The following is a 15,002-nucleotide window of genomic DNA, read 5'->3' as shown; positions in this document are numbered from 1 at the left end:
GGATCAATTTGAGTGTTTTATTAACATGTTTGTAACTTTTCATCATTGTCCTTTCTTCAAATGAGAAGAAAGAGCGACGGTGGAAGGACGCAAATAAATTTGTATTGGGGCATGCGTGTGACCCTTTCTAACGGGGTTCACTCTCGGAGTCTTCATGCGATGAGCAAGGAGTCATGATGTTAGATATAGTCGAACTGTCGCGCTTACAGTTTGCCTTGACCGCGATGTACCACTTCCTTTTTGTGCCACTAACGCTGGGTATGGCGTTTTTGTTGGCCATCATGGAAACGGTCTACGTCCTTTCCGGCAAACAGATTTATAAAGATATGACCAAGTTCTGGGGCAAGTTGTTTGGTATCAACTTCGCTCTGGGTGTGGCTACCGGTCTGACCATGGAGTTCCAGTTCGGGACTAACTGGTCTTACTATTCCCACTATGTCGGGGATATTTTCGGTGCGCCGCTGGCGATCGAAGGTTTGATGGCCTTCTTCCTCGAATCCACCTTTGTAGGTCTGTTCTTCTTTGGCTGGGACCGTCTGAGTAAAGTCCAGCATATGTGCGTCACCTGGTTGGTGGCATTGGGTTCTAACCTGTCTGCGCTGTGGATCCTCGTGGCGAACGGCTGGATGCAAAACCCAATTGCAGCGGATTTCAACTTCGAAACCATGCGCATGGAGATGCTGAGCTTCTCTGAACTGGTGCTTAACCCGGTTGCACAGGTGAAATTTGTTCACACTGTAGCGTCTGGTTATGTCTGCGGCGCGATGTTCGTTCTGGGTATCAGCTCTTACTATATGCTGCGCGGTCGTGACTTCGCATTTGCTAAGCGTTCTTTTGCCATCGCTGCCAGCTTCGGTATGGCTGCCATTCTGTCTGTTATCGTTCTGGGTGATGAGTCCGGTTACGAAATGGGCGACGTGCAGAAAACCAAACTTGCCGCGATTGAAGCAGAGTGGGAAACCCAGCCTGCACCGGCATCCTTTACGCTGTTCGGTATTCCGGACCAGGATGCGCAGGAAAACCATTTTGCGATTCAAATCCCTTACGCGCTGGGCATCATTGCCACCCGCTCTGTTGATACGCCGGTCATTGGTCTGAAAGACCTGATGGTGCAGCACGAAGAGCGTATCCGTAACGGGATGAAAGCGTATCAGCTGCTGGAAGAACTGCGTGCGGGTTCCACCGATCAGGCCGTTCGTGACCAGTTCAACAGCATGAAGAAAGACCTGGGATATGGTCTGCTGCTGAAACGCTATACCGACAAAGTGACCGACGCGACCGAAGCACAAATTCAGCAGGCAACGAAAGATTCTATTCCTCGTGTCGCTCCGCTGTACTTTGCGTTCCGTATCATGGTGGCGTGCGGCATTCTGATGCTGGCTATCATCGCGGTTTCCTTCTGGACCGTCATTCGTAACCGTATCGGTGAGAAAAAATGGCTGCTGCGCACGGCGCTGTATGCGCTTCCGCTGCCATGGATTGCGATTGAGTCCGGTTGGTTTGTTGCAGAGTACGGGCGTCAGCCGTGGGCGATAGGTGAAGTGCTACCGACAGCCGTGGCGAACTCGTCACTGACTGCGGGCGACCTGATCTTCTCGATGCTGTTGATTTGCGGCCTGTATACCCTGTTCCTGGTGGCTGAACTGTACCTGATGTTCAAGTTCGCACGCCTTGGCCCGAGCAGCCTGAAAACCGGTCGTTATCACTACGAGCAGTCCACTGTGACTTCTCAGCCGGCACGCTAAGACAGGAGTCGTCAAATGATCGATTATGAAGTATTGCGTTTTATCTGGTGGCTGCTGGTTGGCATTCTGCTGATTGGTTTTGCAGTCACTGATGGTTTCGACATGGGGGTGGGCATGCTCACCCGTTTCCTCGGTCGTAATGATACCGAGCGTCGAATTATGATTAACTCCATCGCCCCACACTGGGATGGTAACCAGGTTTGGCTCATCACCGCGGGCGGCGCATTATTTGCGGCCTGGCCGATGGTGTATGCCGCTGCGTTCTCCGGCTTCTATGTGGCGATGATTCTGGTACTGGCGTCCTTGTTCTTCCGTCCGGTCGGTTTTGATTACCGCTCTAAGATTGAAGACATGCGCTGGCGCAACATGTGGGACTGGGGCATCTTCATTGGTAGCTTCGTACCGCCGCTGGTCATTGGTGTGGCGTTCGGTAACCTGCTGCAAGGGGTTCCGTTCCATATGGATGAGTACATGCGTTTGTACTACACTGGTAACTTCTTCCAGTTACTGAATCCGTTTGGTCTGCTGGCCGGTGTGGTAAGCGTGGGCATGATCATCACTCAGGGCGCGACCTATCTGCAGATGCGTACTGTAGGTGAACTGCACCTGCGTGCACGTGCTACTTCACAGGTCGCCGCGCTGGTTACTCTGGTGTGCTTCGCGCTGGCCGGTGTCTGGGTGATGTACGGTATTGACGGTTATGTTGTGACCTCTGCACTGGATCACCATGCTGCCTCTAACCCGATGACCAAAGAAGTCGCGCGAGTTGCGGGCGCATGGATGGTGAACTTTAACAATGCACCTATCCTGTGGCTGGTTCCGGCTCTGGGTGTAGCCCTGCCGCTGCTGACCATCCTGACGTCTCGTATGGAGAAAGGGGCCTGGGCGTTCGTCTTCTCTTCACTGACGTTGGCCTGCATCATCCTGACTGCGGGTATCGCAATGTTCCCATTTGTGATGCCATCCAGCACCATGATGAATGCCAGCCTGACCATGTGGGATGCTACCTCCAGCCAGAGAACATTGAACCTGATGACCTGGGTTGCGGCGGTGTTTGTACCGATCATTCTGCTCTACACCAGCTGGTGTTACTGGAAAATGTTCGGTCGTATCACCAAAGAAGATATTGAAAACAACACCCACTCTCTGTACTAAGTAAGGAGCTTAAAATGTGGTATTTCGCATGGATTTTGGGAACGCTTCTTGCCTGTGCATTTGGGATAATCACAGCGCTGGCGCTTGAGCATGTCGAAGCAGGCAAAGCAGGGCCAGAAGAAAGCTAATGACCAACGTTATCGCGATGTTATATAACGCGATGGATAAGCGCCCCTTGCGGGCGCTTTCTTTAGTCATGGCGTTAGTGTTGGCAGGATGTATTTTTTGGGATCCCTCACGCTTCGCAGCAAAAACCAGCGAGCTTGAAATCTGGCATGGCCTTCTGCTGATGTGGGCGGTCTGCGCCGGCATTATCCATGGCGTCGGGTTTCGTCCTCGCGCGGTGCACTGGCAGGGCATCTTCTGCCCGCTGATAGCCGACATCGTGCTGGTGGTTGGTCTGATTTTCTTCTTCTTTTGAATAAGAAACATCCTTAAATATTTATGGGCTTGCATAAGCCCATAATTTTTTACTCTCCGTTTACTTTCCCCCATTCCAAAGCATCATTCCCGCGCGTATAGTAGCACCGGTTAAAAGCTCTAACTTTTGTTGCATTACCGGGATGTAAAGTGAATACAACGCGATATACAAACGACATTCTTGAAGCATCGCGGCGGCAAGAACGCGAGTCACCTGGCGCTTACAAAAGTAAGTAACCGGTGTGAGTGGGCGAAGCCAACAAAGAGGCAGTAAGAATGAATAAGTATATTTTTCGATGGCCGGTTCGTGTCTATTATGAAGACACCGACGCCGGTGGGGTGGTTTACCACGCCAGTTACGTCGCTTTTTATGAACGAGCACGCACAGAGATGCTGCGTCATCATCACTTTAGTCAGCAAGTGCTGCTGGCCGAACGTGTAGCCTTTGTGGTGCGCAAGATGACCCTGGAATATTTTGCGCCAGCCAGGCTCGACGACATGCTCGAAGTCCAAACCGAAATTACGTCAATGCGTGGCACCTCATTGGTTTTCACGCAACGCATTGTCAACGCAGAGAACACCGTGCTGAATGAAGCCGAAGTTCTGATTGTTTGCGTTGATCCACTCAAGATGAAGCCTCGTGCGCTTCCCAAGTCTATTGTCGCGGAGTTTAAGCAGTGACTGACATGAATATCCTTGATTTGTTCCTGAAGGCAAGCCTTCTGGTTAAACTTATCATGTTGATTTTGATTGGTTTCTCAATCGCATCCTGGGCCATTATTATCCAGCGGACCCGTATACTGAATGCGGCTTCACGTGAAGCAGAAGCGTTTGAAGACAAGTTTTGGTCCGGCATCGAATTATCGCGCCTGTATCAGGAAAGTCAGGGGCGTCGTGATAACCTGACGGGTTCTGAACAAATTTTCTACAGCGGATTCAAAGAATTTGCGCGATTGCATCGGGCTAATAGCCATGCACCGGAAGCGGTGGTTGAGGGGGCATCCCGTGCGATGCGTATCTCCATGAACCGTGAGCTGGAAACACTGGAAACGCATATTCCGTTCCTCGGCACCGTCGGTTCCATCAGTCCGTATATCGGTCTGTTCGGTACCGTTTGGGGGATCATGCATGCGTTTATCGCCCTCGGTGCGGTAAAACAGGCAACCCTGCAAATGGTTGCTCCGGGTATCGCAGAAGCACTGATTGCCACCGCAATCGGTCTGTTTGCGGCAATCCCGGCGGTAATGGCGTACAACCGACTGAATCAGCGTGTGAATAAGCTGGAACTGAATTACGACAACTTCATGGAAGAGTTCACCGCGATTCTGCACCGCCAGGCGTTTACCGTTAGCGAGAGCAACAAGGGGTAAACCATGGCCAGAACGCGTGGACGAGGTCGTCGCGAACTTAAGTCCGAAATCAATATTGTACCGCTGCTCGATGTACTGCTGGTGCTGCTGCTGATCTTTATGGCAACGGCGCCGATCATTACCCAGAGCGTGGAAGTCGATCTGCCGGATGCGACCGAATCGCAGGCCGTCAGCAGTAACGACGAACCACCGGTCATTATTGAAGTTTCCGGTGTTGGGCAGTACAGCGTGGTGGTTGAGAAAGACAGAATGGATCAACTGCCGCCGGAGCAGGTTATCGCGGAAGCGAAAAGCCGCCTGCAGACCAATCCGAAAACGGTCTTCTTAATCGGTGGTGCGAAAGACGTGCCTTATGATGAAATAATTAAAGCGCTGAACCTGTTACACAGCGCAGGCGTGAAATCGGTTGGCTTGATGACGCAGCCAATTTGATGTCTGCGTATTCCTGGCTTGAAAGATAGCGCGTAACAGGCGAACAGTTTTTTGGGAACCCAGAGTGTCAAAGGCAACCGAACAAAACGACAAGCTCAAACGGGCGATAATTATTTCAGCGGTGCTGCATGTCATTTTATTTGCGGTACTGATCTGGAGTTCGTTCGATGAGCACATTGATGCTTCAGGCGGCGGTGGCGGTTCGTCTATTGACGCCGTCATGGTCGACCCTGGTGCCGTTGTTCAACAGTACGACAGGCAACAGCAGCAGCAGGCAAGTGCGAAACGCGCAGAAGAACAGCGTGAAAAGCAGGCGCAGCAGCAGGCCGAGGAACTTCGTGAGAAGCAGGCGGCCGAGCAGGAACGACTGAAGCAGCTAGAGAAAGAACGTTTAGCCGCGCAGGAAAAAGTGCGCGAACAGACGGAACAGCAAAAACAGGCTGAAGCTGCGGCCGCGAAAGCGCAGGAGCAACAGAAGCAGGCTGAAGAAGCGGCGGCGAAAGCTGCTGCAGACGCCAAAGCCAAGGCGGACGCTCAGGCGAAACAAGCTGCAGATTCTGCGAAGAAAGCCGCCGCTGACGCGGCGAAAAAAGCAGAGGCTGACGCCGCAGCAAAAGCCGCCGCTGATGCGAAGAAAGTTGCCGAGGCGCAAGCCGCCAAGGCTGCTGCAGATGCAGCGAAAAAAGCACAAGCAGAAGCCGCTAAGCAAGCTGCTGCCGAGAAGGCCGCAGCAGAGAAAGCCGCTGCAGCTGCAGAGAAAGCTGCAGCCGCGAAAGCTGCCGCCGCTGAAAAGGCCGCTGCTGATAAGAAAGCAGCAGCCGAAAAAGCGGCAGCAGACAAGAAAGCCGCCGCTGCAGAAAAGGCCGCCGCAGACAAGAAAGCGGCTGCTGATAAAGCTGCAGCAGCTAAAAAAGCCGCGGCGGAGAAAGCTGCTGCCGCCTCTGGCGTTGACGATCTGTTAGGTGATTTAAGCTCCGGTAAGAATGCACCGAAATCAGGTGGTGGCGCGAAAGGTAGCGGACAACCGTCGAAAGACAGTGGTACAAGTGGTGCGAATGGTGGCGCAACAGGTGCTGATATCAGCGCTTACGCGAAGCAAATTCAGGTCGCGATTCAGAGCCGTCTGTTTGATGCGGGCCTCTACCAGGGTAAACAATGCGTACTGCACATTAACCTGGCACCAGATGGACGATTAAAGAGTGTGACATCTGAAGGTGGAGATCCTGCACTATGCCAGGCCGCGTTAGCGGCGGCGAGATCGGCAAGTATTCCTAAACCGCCTAACCAGGCTGTTTACGAAAAGATAAAAGACGCCAAACTGGATTTTAAACTGTAACCGTTTTTCCGTATTTTCGGACGAAAACAGTCTAAGGTTGAGACAGAGTTCTGGTAGTTTTGTGTATTTGAGTTTGTTAACATTCTGCTAAATTATCGTGGGCTTTTGGTCCAGATAAGGGAGATATGATGAAGCAGGCATTACGAGTAGCATTTGGTTTTCTGATGCTGTGGGCAGCGGTGCTGCATGCAGAAGTACGTATCGAGATCACCCAAGGGGTGGACTCGGCGCGCCCGATTGGTGTTGTCCCGTTCCAGTGGGCAGGGCCGGGTGCTGCACCTGAAGATATCGGTGGTATCGTGGGCGCTGACCTGCGTAACAGCGGTAAATTCAACCCATTAGACCGGTCTCGTCTGCCTCAGCAGCCGGGCACTGCGGCTGAAGTTCAGCCTGCGGCATGGTCTGCGCTGGGTATTGATGCCGTAGTAGTCGGTAAGGTTACGCCGAATCCGGACGGTTCCTACAGCGTGGCTTATCAGCTGGTGGATACCGGCGGTGCGCCGGGTACCGTACTGGCACAGAACACCTACAAAGTGAACAAGCAGTGGCTGCGTTACGCGGGCCATACTGCCAGTGACGAAGTGTTTGAAAAACTGACCGGTATTAAGGGCGCATTCCGTACCCGTATCGCGTACGTTGTTCAGACTAACGGTGGCCAGTTCCCGTATGAATTACGCGTGTCTGACTACGATGGCTACAACCAGTTTGTGGTTCACCGCTCTCCGCAGCCGTTGATGTCTCCGGCATGGTCTCCGGACGGGTCTAAACTGGCCTACGTAACCTTTGAAAGCGGTCGTTCTGCGCTGGTTATCCAGACGCTGTCTAACGGCGCTGTGCGTCAGGTTGCGTCATTCCCGCGTCACAACGGTGCGCCAGCATTCTCTCCGGATGGCAGCAAACTGGCATTTGCCCTGTCTAAAACCGGTAGCCTGAATCTGTATGTGATGGACATTGGCTCTGGCCAAATCCGTCAGGTCACTGATGGTCGCAGCAACAACACGGAACCAACCTGGTTCCCGGACAGCCAAAACCTGGCCTTCACGTCTGACCAGGCCGGTCGTCCGCAGGTATACAAAGTTAACGTCAACGGCGGTGCTCCGCAGCGCATAACCTGGGAAGGTTCGCAAAACCAGGATGCGGATGTCAGCAGCGACGGTAAATTTATGGTAATGGTAAGCTCAAACAGTGGGCAGCAACACATTGCCAAACAAGATCTGGTAGCGGGTGGCGTACAAGTTCTGTCGTCAACGTTCCTGGATGAAACGCCAAGTCTGGCACCTAACGGCACTATGGTAATCTACAGCTCTTCTCAGGGGATGGGATCCGTGCTGAATTTGGTTTCTACAGATGGGCGTTTCAAGGCGCGTCTTCCGGCAACCGATGGTCAGGTTAAATTCCCTGCCTGGTCGCCGTATCTGTGATAATAAATAATTGATTAATAAAGGAATCATTGAAATGCAACTGAACAAAGTGCTGAAAGGGCTGATGATTGCTCTGCCTGTTATGGCTATTGCGGCATGTTCTTCTAACAAGAACGCCAGCAATGACGGCAGCGAAGGCATGCTGGGTGCCGGCACTGGTATGGATGCAAACGGCAGCGGCAACATGTCCTCCGAAGAGCAAGCGCGTCTGCAGATGCAACAGCTGCAGCAGAACAACATCGTTTACTTTGATCTGGACAAGTACGATATCCGTTCTGACTTCGCTGCAATGCTGGATGCGCACGCTAACTTCCTGCGTAGCAACCCGTCTTACAAAGTCACCGTAGAAGGTCATGCGGACGAACGTGGTACTCCTGAGTACAACATTTCCCTGGGTGAGCGTCGTGCGAACGCCGTTAAGATGTACCTGCAGGGTAAAGGCGTTTCTGCTGACCAGATCTCCATCGTTTCTTACGGTAAAGAAAAACCTGCAGTACTGGGTCATGACGAAGCGGCTTACTCCAAAAACCGTCGTGCCGTACTGGTTTACTAAGAGAATTGCATGAGCAGTAACTTCAGACATCACCTGTTGAGTCTGTCGTTACTGGTTGGCATAGCGGCCCCTTGGGCCGCTTTTGCACAGGCGCCAATCAGTAGTGTCGGCTCAGGCTCGGTCGAAGACCGTGTCACTCAACTCGAGCGTATTTCTAACGCTCACAGTCAGCTTTTAACCCAACTCCAGCAACAACTCTCCGATAACCAGTCCGATATTGATTCCCTGCGTGGTCAAATTCAGGAAAGTCAGTATCAACTGAATCAGGTTGTTGAGCGCCAGAAGCAGATTTTGACGCAGATGGACAGTCTTAGCAGCGGTGGTACGCCAGCGGCGCAGCCAGCAGCGGGCGACCAGAGCGGGGCTGCGGCCTCTGCGTCGGGTGCAGGCGCAGCAGCGACGTCAGGCGTTCCAGCAAGCTCTGGCGATGCGAATACCGATTACAATGCGGCAATTGCGCTGGTGCAGGATAAATCCCGCCAGGATGACGCGATTGAAGCATTTCAGAACTTCATCAAAAATTACCCTGATTCCACCTACCTGCCGAATGCGAATTACTGGCTGGGACAGTTGAATTACAACAAGGGTAAAAAAGATGATGCGGCGTTCTATTTTGCATCGGTAGTTAAAAACTTCCCGAAATCACCGAAGGCTGCAGACGCGATGTACAAAGTTGGCGTCATCATGCAGGACAAAGGTGATAAAGAAAAAGCCAAAGCGGTTTATCAACAGGTTATCACTAAATACCCTGGTACTGATGGCGCGAAACAAGCGCAAAAACGCCTCGGCGCGATGTAATGCGCACCATGCGACCAGAAATCGTGTTATTTCTGGTCGCGTCGTGTGATTCCTAAGCAGTTGAGTTATTTACATCGAAATTTTTGTTGCGCTAAAATCTGAAATCAGTAATATATGCCGCCGTTGCCAAGGGATATCAAACAGCCCGAAAGCGGCAAAAAAAGTGGGGCGTTAGCTCAGTTGGTAGAGCAGTTGACTTTTAATCAATTGGTCGCAGGTTCGAATCCTGCACGCCCCACCACTAACTTAGCAGTAAGCAGTATCCAGCGTAGTATCGGGTGATTAGCTCAGCTGGGAGAGCACCTCCCTTACAAGGAGGGGGTCGGCGGTTCGATCCCGTCATCACCCACCACTCGGGGCGTTAGCTCAGTTGGTAGAGCAGTTGACTTTTAATCAATTGGTCGCAGGTTCGAATCCTGCACGCCCCACCAATTATTTTTGGTGGTTCCGAGTAAAAAATATTTCAGGCAACACCCGTATGGGGCGTTAGCTCAGTTGGTAGAGCAGTTGACTTTTAATCAATTGGTCGCAGGTTCGAATCCTGCACGCCCCACCAATATTGCGGTGGGTTCCTGAAAAGAGTAAAGCAGTAAACCCCATATGGGGGCGTTAGCTCAGTTGGTAGAGCAGTTGACTTTTAATCAATTGGTCGCAGGTTCGAATCCTGCACGCCCCACCAGTGTAAAAAGGCGCCCTAAAGGCGCCTTTTTGCTATGTACGGAATTCAAAGATTCGAACCTGCAGCAGGTTCGGGTCGAACGCAGTGAGACAACGGAGCCGTTTACGGCGACGGCCCGGAGGGCGAGCGAAGCGAGTCATCCTGCACGCCCCACCAGTGTAAAAAGGCGCCCTAAAGGCGCCTTTTTGCTATCTGCGATTTATAAGATTCGAACCTACTTTCCTGATGGTGCCGCGCTTATCAGATCTACGAAGCTACAAATCGACACCGTACCTGTAGGCCGGATAAGACGCCAGTCGCCATCCGGCATTGTCCAACGCAATTATTGTGACTTTTTTACGCCAATCCGCTATCTTGTTTAGCATATAAAACAAATCTAACCGATTATGGCGTACGTCACGCTTTTACTCGGTTATTTCGTTAAGCCAGTAAAACGAGAAAGCATGATGAGCGTGATGTTTGACCCTGAAGCCGCAATTTATCCGTTTCCGCCTAAGCCGCTGCCGCTGAGCGAAGATGAAAAACAATTTTATCGCGAGAAAATCAAACGCCTGCTAAAAGAGCGCGATGCTGTGATGGTGGCGCACTATTATACCGACCCAGAGATCCAACAGCTGGCTGAGGAAACCGGTGGATGCATTTCTGACTCGCTGGAGATGGCGCGGTTTGGCTCAAAGCATTCGGCCTCGACGCTGCTGGTGGCTGGGGTCCGATTTATGGGCGAAACGGCTAAAATCCTCAGCCCGGAAAAGACCATTTTGATGCCAACGCTGCAGGCGGAATGTTCCTTAGACCTGGGCTGTCCAATCGACGCATTCAGTGCATTTTGCGATTCGCATCCTGACCGTACCGTCGTGGTGTATGCCAACACGTCGGCGGCAGTGAAAGCGCGTGCGGACTGGGTGGTGACATCCAGCATTGCGGTTGAACTTATTGAGCACCTGGATAGTTTAGGTGAAAAAATCATCTGGGCTCCGGACAAGCATTTGGGCAACTACGTGCAAAAACAGACCGGAGCCGATGTTCTTTGTTGGCAAGGGGCCTGTATCGTCCATGACGAATTCAAAACACAGGCATTAACGCGCATGAAAGGGTTATATCCCGACGCAGCCGTGCTGGTACACCCTGAATCGCCTCAATCAATAGTCGATATGGCCGATGCCGTGGGGTCGACGAGTCAGCTCATCAACGCGGCAAAAACGTTACCGCATAAGCAGCTTATCGTGGCGACTGACCGGGGTATTTTTTACAAAATGCAGCAGGCTGTGCCGGACAAAGAGTTGCTTGAAGCCCCGACTGCCGGCGAAGGGGCAACCTGTCGCAGCTGTGCGCATTGCCCGTGGATGGCGATGAACGGCCTCAAAGCGATTGCAGAGGGCCTTGAGCAAGGTGGGGCAGCCCATGAGATACAGGTTGATGACGCGCTGCGAGAAGGGGCACTATTGCCGTTAAACCGCATGCTGGAATTTGCGGCTACACTACGAGCTTAAATAAATTATTGCTCTGGGGGAAAAGATGGATTTTTTTAGCACGCAGAATATTTTGGTTCATATCCCGATTGGCGCGGGGGGATACGACCTGTCATGGATTGAAGCAGTGGGGACCGTTGCCGGTTTACTGTGCATTGGTTTGGCAAGCCTTGAGAAAATCAGCAACTACGTCTTTGGTCTGATAAACGTCACGCTGTTTGCGATCATCTTCTTTCAGATCCAACTCTACGCCAGCCTGTTATTACAGGTGTTCTTTTTTGCCGCCAATATCTACGGCTGGTATGCCTGGTCCCGGCAAACCAGCCAACATGAGGCTGAGCTGAAAATTCGCTGGCTGCCGCTGCCGAAAGCGCTAGGTTGGCTGGCGGCTTGCGTGGTGGCGATTGGTCTGATGACGGTATTTATCGATCCGGTCTTCGCGTTTCTGACCCGTATGGCCGTGAACATTATGCAAGGGCTGGGATTACAGGTTGCCGCACCTGAGTTGCAACCCGATGCATTCCCGTTCTGGGATTCCTGCATGATGGTGCTGTCGATTGCGGCGATGATCCTGATGACGCGGAAATACGTCGAAAACTGGCTGCTGTGGGTGATCATTAACGTCATCAGCGTGGTGATCTTCGCCCTACAAGGCGTGTATGCGATGTCGCTGGAATACATGATCCTCACCGTTATTGCGCTTAACGGCAGCAGGATGTGGATGAACAGCGCGCGCGAACGTGGCTCACGCGCGCTCTCCCATTAGTGATGGTGATGTGAATGGCCGGACAGTCCCTGATACAGGTGGCAGTCCGGTCCGTTGCATGGCTGATATTCCATCTGGATCGTTGCGTGTTCAATCTGATAATGATGCGTCAGGAAATGTTGAATGCGTTCCAGCAATGCGTCGTGATCGTGCGGGGGAACCACCTGCACATGTAGCGTCATCACCGGTTTCTCACCCACCATCCAGACGTGCACATGGTGCACGTTGCGAACTTCAGGAATATTCCGGCTGAGGTGGCGCTGTAGCGCGGGAATATCCAGTGACAGCGGTGCGCCTTCGAGTAATTCGTTCACGCTATCTTTCAATAACCGCCAGGCGCTACGCAGTACCAGCACGGAAACCAGAATCGACAGGATCGGATCCGCTGGCGTCCAGCCAGTCCAGATGATGATCAACGCCGCGATGATCGCGCCAACCGACCCCAGTAAATCGCCCATTACGTGCAAGGCCGCGGCGCGAACATTGAGGTTCTTCTCCTCGCTCCCGCGATGCAGCACCCAAAAGGCAAGAACGTTAGCCAGTAAACCTGCCACGGCAATCACCATCATCATGCCGCCAGCTACCGGTCGTGGGGTATAGAAGCGCTCTATCGCCTCCCAGACGATTAAAATGGTGATCACCACTAGCGCGATAGCGTTCACAAACGCGGCCAGCGTCGTGAGCCTCAGCCAGCCGAACGTGTGTCGGATGGTCGGCGGTCGGCGAGCAAACCTGACAGCCAGCAGTGCAAAAAGCAGAGCGGCTGCATCTGTCAGCATATGGCCGGCGTCCGCCAGCAGCGCCAGCGAGCCTGACAGGATCCCGCCGACCACCTCCACGAACATAAATCCCGCCGTAATGCAGAAGGCGAACAGCAGTCGACGGGCGTTATTATCTTTGGGCAGGTCAGGGGAAGTGGGGGTATGTGAGTGCGCCATAATGTCATCCCTTTGTTATTCTCATCATTACTGTATGACATCATACCGGGTTTGGGCTGACAAAATTAAAAAGGAGAGCTTTTGCTCTCCCATTATTAGCCATATTTTTAGCTTTACTGGGTGGTGCCGTCGGTTTTGGTGTCTACGTCATTGTTGATACCGTTTCCGGTCTCTACCTTCTTGTTGATATCCGGACAACGACCGTCTTTGCACATTGAGTTTTTGTGCATCTCGTCTTTGGTCATCCCTTCATGATTCATTGATGAACCGTTCGGATGGAGCATGGTGCCGCCCGAATTAACGTTGTTGTTGTCGACATTATTCGGTGCCACGTTCTCGCGTGCGTCTGGTGCGGTTTGCCCGGCATCCGCCGAAGAATTCGCCTGACCGTTATTTGACTGCGTGTTTGCGTCTGCAGCCAACGCCGCGCCGCTGGCGAGGCTAAGAGTGGCAGTAAGAAAGAGTGAGGCCAGCTTTGTCATTTGCATAATATGCTCCTGTTATGGTCGATATGTCGGATAACCTCTTCCAACAGTGCATGTGCCAGTTAAATCCTCAGAAGGTAGTTAACTATTTCAGTATGAAAATTAAAACCAGCATAGAATATTGAAATTAATAAAAAAATAAGCTGTTGCAGTTATAAATTGTAGTTTGGATCTCTTTTATCGCTACTTTATTGCGTTTTTTTGGCTTATTCCAGGATTAATCCGTCCAAAGTGTAAAACCCCGTTTACACTTTAGAACTGAAGATATAGATTGGAGGGATTGCATTCATTTATATAAGTATGGCAACGCTGGAATAATCATGAATTATCAGAACGACGATTTACGCATTAAAGAGATCAACGAGTTACTCCCCCCGGTCGCACTGCTGGAAAAATTCCCTGCTACTGAAAATGCCGCAAATACGGTTGCTCACGCCCGCAAAGCGATTCATAAAATTCTGAAAGGCAGCGACGATCGCTTACTGGTTGTGATCGGGCCGTGCTCGATTCATGATCCGGCAGCCGCCAAAGACTATGCCGCTCGCCTGCTGGCGCTGCGTGATGAGCTTAAAGACGAGCTTGAAATCGTCATGCGCGTCTATTTTGAAAAGCCGCGTACCACCGTAGGCTGGAAGGGGCTGATCAACGATCCGCATATGGATAACAGCTTCCAGATCAACGATGGCCTGCGCATTGCGCGTAAGTTGCTGCTGGATATTAACGACAGCGGCTTGCCAGCAGCGGGTGAATTCCTTGATATGATCACCCCACAGTACCTGGCCGATCTGATGAGCTGGGGGGCTATTGGCGCACGCACGACTGAGTCACAGGTTCACCGTGAGCTGGCATCCGGTCTTTCCTGCCCGGTTGGCTTTAAAAACGGGACCGACGGTACGATCAAAGTGGCCATTGATGCCATCAACGCCGCTGGCGCGCCGCACTGTTTCCTGTCGGTGACCAAATGGGGTCATTCAGCCATTGTGAATACCAGTGGTAATGGCGACTGCCATATCATTCTGCGCGGTGGTAAAGAGCCAAACTACAGTGCTCAGCACGTTGCAGACGTGAAGGAAGGGCTGGTTAAAGCAGGTCTGTCCCCGCAGGTGATGATTGACTTTAGCCATGCAAACTCCAGCAAGCAGTTTAAAAAGCAGATGGATGTCGCGAAAGACGTTTGCGGACAGGTTGCTGGCGGTGAGAAAGCGATTATTGGCGTGATGATTGAAAGTCATCTGGTTGAAGGTAATCAGAATCCGGATAGCGGCGAGCCGCTGACCTACGGTAAGAGCATTACCGATGCCTGCATTGGCTGGGAAGATACTGATGCGGTGTTACGCCAGTTGGCAAACGCGGTCAAAACGCGTCGCGGCTAACCGAGTCTCGTAGGCCTGATAAGCGTAGCGCCATCAGGCTTTTCTGCGCAGACTGCCTGGTA

At 52.1% G+C, this 15,002-nt stretch carries 16 protein-coding genes, 5 tRNA genes and 1 other RNA gene; 20 read left to right on the top strand and 2 right to left on the bottom strand.

Annotated features, from left to right (window positions below; all coding sequences use genetic code 11):
• Window positions 1-176 precede the first annotated feature (176 nt).
• From cydA to pnuC, 19 genes are all read left to right on the top strand, one after another.
• A complete protein-coding gene (gene cydA, locus IB214_RS17170; RefSeq protein WP_096757823.1) occupies window positions 177-1,745 on the top strand; it encodes a cytochrome ubiquinol oxidase subunit I in 1,569 nt (522 codons plus the stop codon).
• 15 nt (window positions 1,746-1,760) lie between these two features.
• Complete coding sequence (gene cydB / locus IB214_RS17165) at window positions 1,761-2,900, top strand: cytochrome d ubiquinol oxidase subunit II (RefSeq protein WP_115259034.1); 1,140 nt, start codon at window positions 1,761-1,763, stop codon at window positions 2,898-2,900.
• Between the two features lie 14 nt (window positions 2,901-2,914).
• Window positions 2,915-3,028 carry a cytochrome bd-I oxidase subunit CydX gene (gene cydX / locus IB214_RS17160; RefSeq protein ID WP_096757821.1) on the top strand — a complete coding sequence of 38 codons (114 nt, stop codon included), beginning with the start codon at window positions 2,915-2,917 and terminating at the stop codon, window positions 3,026-3,028.
• On the top strand, window positions 3,028-3,321 hold the full coding sequence (gene ybgE, locus IB214_RS17155) for a cyd operon protein YbgE (RefSeq protein ID WP_096757820.1): 294 nt from the start codon (window positions 3,028-3,030) through the stop codon (window positions 3,319-3,321). Before cydX ends, ybgE begins: the two co-directional genes overlap by 1 nt.
• Window positions 3,322-3,596: 275 nt before the next feature.
• Window positions 3,597-4,001, top strand: coding sequence for a tol-pal system-associated acyl-CoA thioesterase (ybgC, locus tag IB214_RS17150; protein ID WP_045441116.1), 405 nt, complete (start codon window positions 3,597-3,599; stop codon window positions 3,999-4,001).
• Window positions 3,998-4,690 (top strand): Tol-Pal system protein TolQ, encoded by a 693-nt coding sequence (gene tolQ, locus IB214_RS17145; protein ID WP_096757819.1) that lies wholly within the window; start codon window positions 3,998-4,000, stop codon window positions 4,688-4,690. The genes ybgC and tolQ overlap by 4 nt, the downstream gene beginning before the upstream one ends.
• A gap of 3 nt (window positions 4,691-4,693) precedes the next feature.
• On the top strand, window positions 4,694-5,122 hold the full coding sequence (gene tolR, locus IB214_RS17140; RefSeq protein WP_005125437.1) for a colicin uptake protein TolR: 429 nt from the start codon (window positions 4,694-4,696) through the stop codon (window positions 5,120-5,122).
• A gap of 64 nt (window positions 5,123-5,186) precedes the next feature.
• A complete protein-coding gene (tolA, locus tag IB214_RS17135) occupies window positions 5,187-6,458 on the top strand; it encodes a cell envelope integrity protein TolA (RefSeq protein ID WP_117342263.1) in 1,272 nt (423 codons plus the stop codon).
• Window positions 6,459-6,586: 128 nt separating this feature from the next.
• Complete coding sequence (gene tolB, locus IB214_RS17130; RefSeq protein WP_096757817.1) at window positions 6,587-7,879, top strand: Tol-Pal system beta propeller repeat protein TolB; 1,293 nt, start codon at window positions 6,587-6,589, stop codon at window positions 7,877-7,879.
• Between the two features lie 34 nt (window positions 7,880-7,913).
• Window positions 7,914-8,432: a peptidoglycan-associated lipoprotein Pal gene (pal, locus tag IB214_RS17125; RefSeq protein ID WP_006685431.1), complete on the top strand. Its 519-nt coding sequence runs from the start codon at window positions 7,914-7,916 to the stop codon at window positions 8,430-8,432.
• Window positions 8,433-8,441: 9 nt separating this feature from the next.
• Complete coding sequence (gene cpoB / locus IB214_RS17120; RefSeq protein WP_117342264.1) at window positions 8,442-9,230, top strand: cell division protein CpoB; 789 nt, start codon at window positions 8,442-8,444, stop codon at window positions 9,228-9,230.
• A gap of 165 nt (window positions 9,231-9,395) precedes the next feature.
• Window positions 9,396-9,471, top strand: a tRNA-Lys gene (locus IB214_RS17115).
• A 35-nt stretch (window positions 9,472-9,506) separates the two neighbouring features.
• Window positions 9,507-9,582, top strand: a tRNA-Val gene (locus IB214_RS17110).
• Between the two features lie 3 nt (window positions 9,583-9,585).
• Window positions 9,586-9,661 (top strand) — tRNA-Lys (locus tag IB214_RS17105).
• 49 nt (window positions 9,662-9,710) lie between these two features.
• Window positions 9,711-9,786, top strand: a tRNA-Lys gene (locus IB214_RS17100).
• A 47-nt stretch (window positions 9,787-9,833) separates the two neighbouring features.
• Window positions 9,834-9,909: transfer RNA gene (locus tag IB214_RS17095), tRNA-Lys, on the top strand.
• A 22-nt stretch (window positions 9,910-9,931) separates the two neighbouring features.
• Window positions 9,932-10,065, top strand: a non-coding RNA gene (locus IB214_RS17090) — RtT sRNA.
• Window positions 10,066-10,355: 290 nt separating this feature from the next.
• The gene (nadA, locus tag IB214_RS17085; protein WP_117341645.1) at window positions 10,356-11,399 is read left to right on the top strand and encodes a quinolinate synthase NadA; all 1,044 of its coding nucleotides are present in this window, start codon (window positions 10,356-10,358) and stop codon (window positions 11,397-11,399) included.
• A 25-nt stretch (window positions 11,400-11,424) separates the two neighbouring features.
• Window positions 11,425-12,144, top strand: coding sequence for a nicotinamide riboside transporter PnuC (gene pnuC, locus IB214_RS17080; RefSeq protein WP_117341646.1), 720 nt, complete (start codon window positions 11,425-11,427; stop codon window positions 12,142-12,144).
• On the opposite strand, the gene zitB is transcribed toward pnuC, so the two are convergent.
• Both zitB and IB214_RS17070 read right to left on the bottom strand, forming a co-directional pair.
• Window positions 12,141-13,082: a CDF family zinc transporter ZitB gene (gene zitB, locus IB214_RS17075; RefSeq protein ID WP_117341647.1), complete on the bottom strand. Its 942-nt coding sequence runs from the start codon at window positions 13,080-13,082 to the stop codon at window positions 12,141-12,143. The genes pnuC and zitB overlap by 4 nt on opposite strands.
• 113 nt (window positions 13,083-13,195) lie before the next feature.
• The gene (locus tag IB214_RS17070) at window positions 13,196-13,570 is read right to left on the bottom strand and encodes a YbgS-like family protein (protein ID WP_117341648.1); all 375 of its coding nucleotides are present in this window, start codon (window positions 13,568-13,570) and stop codon (window positions 13,196-13,198) included.
• A 317-nt stretch (window positions 13,571-13,887) separates the two neighbouring features.
• On the opposite strand from IB214_RS17070, the gene aroG reads away from it, so the two are divergent.
• Window positions 13,888-14,940: a 3-deoxy-7-phosphoheptulonate synthase AroG gene (gene aroG, locus IB214_RS17065; RefSeq protein WP_115259029.1), complete on the top strand. Its 1,053-nt coding sequence runs from the start codon at window positions 13,888-13,890 to the stop codon at window positions 14,938-14,940.
• Window positions 14,941-15,002 lie beyond the last annotated feature (62 nt).

Source organism: Citrobacter sp. C1 (genome assembly GCF_014596895.2).
Classification (GTDB): domain Bacteria; phylum Pseudomonadota; class Gammaproteobacteria; order Enterobacterales; family Enterobacteriaceae; genus Citrobacter; species Citrobacter gillenii.
This window is presented reverse-complemented; position numbering and strand designations above follow the sequence as displayed.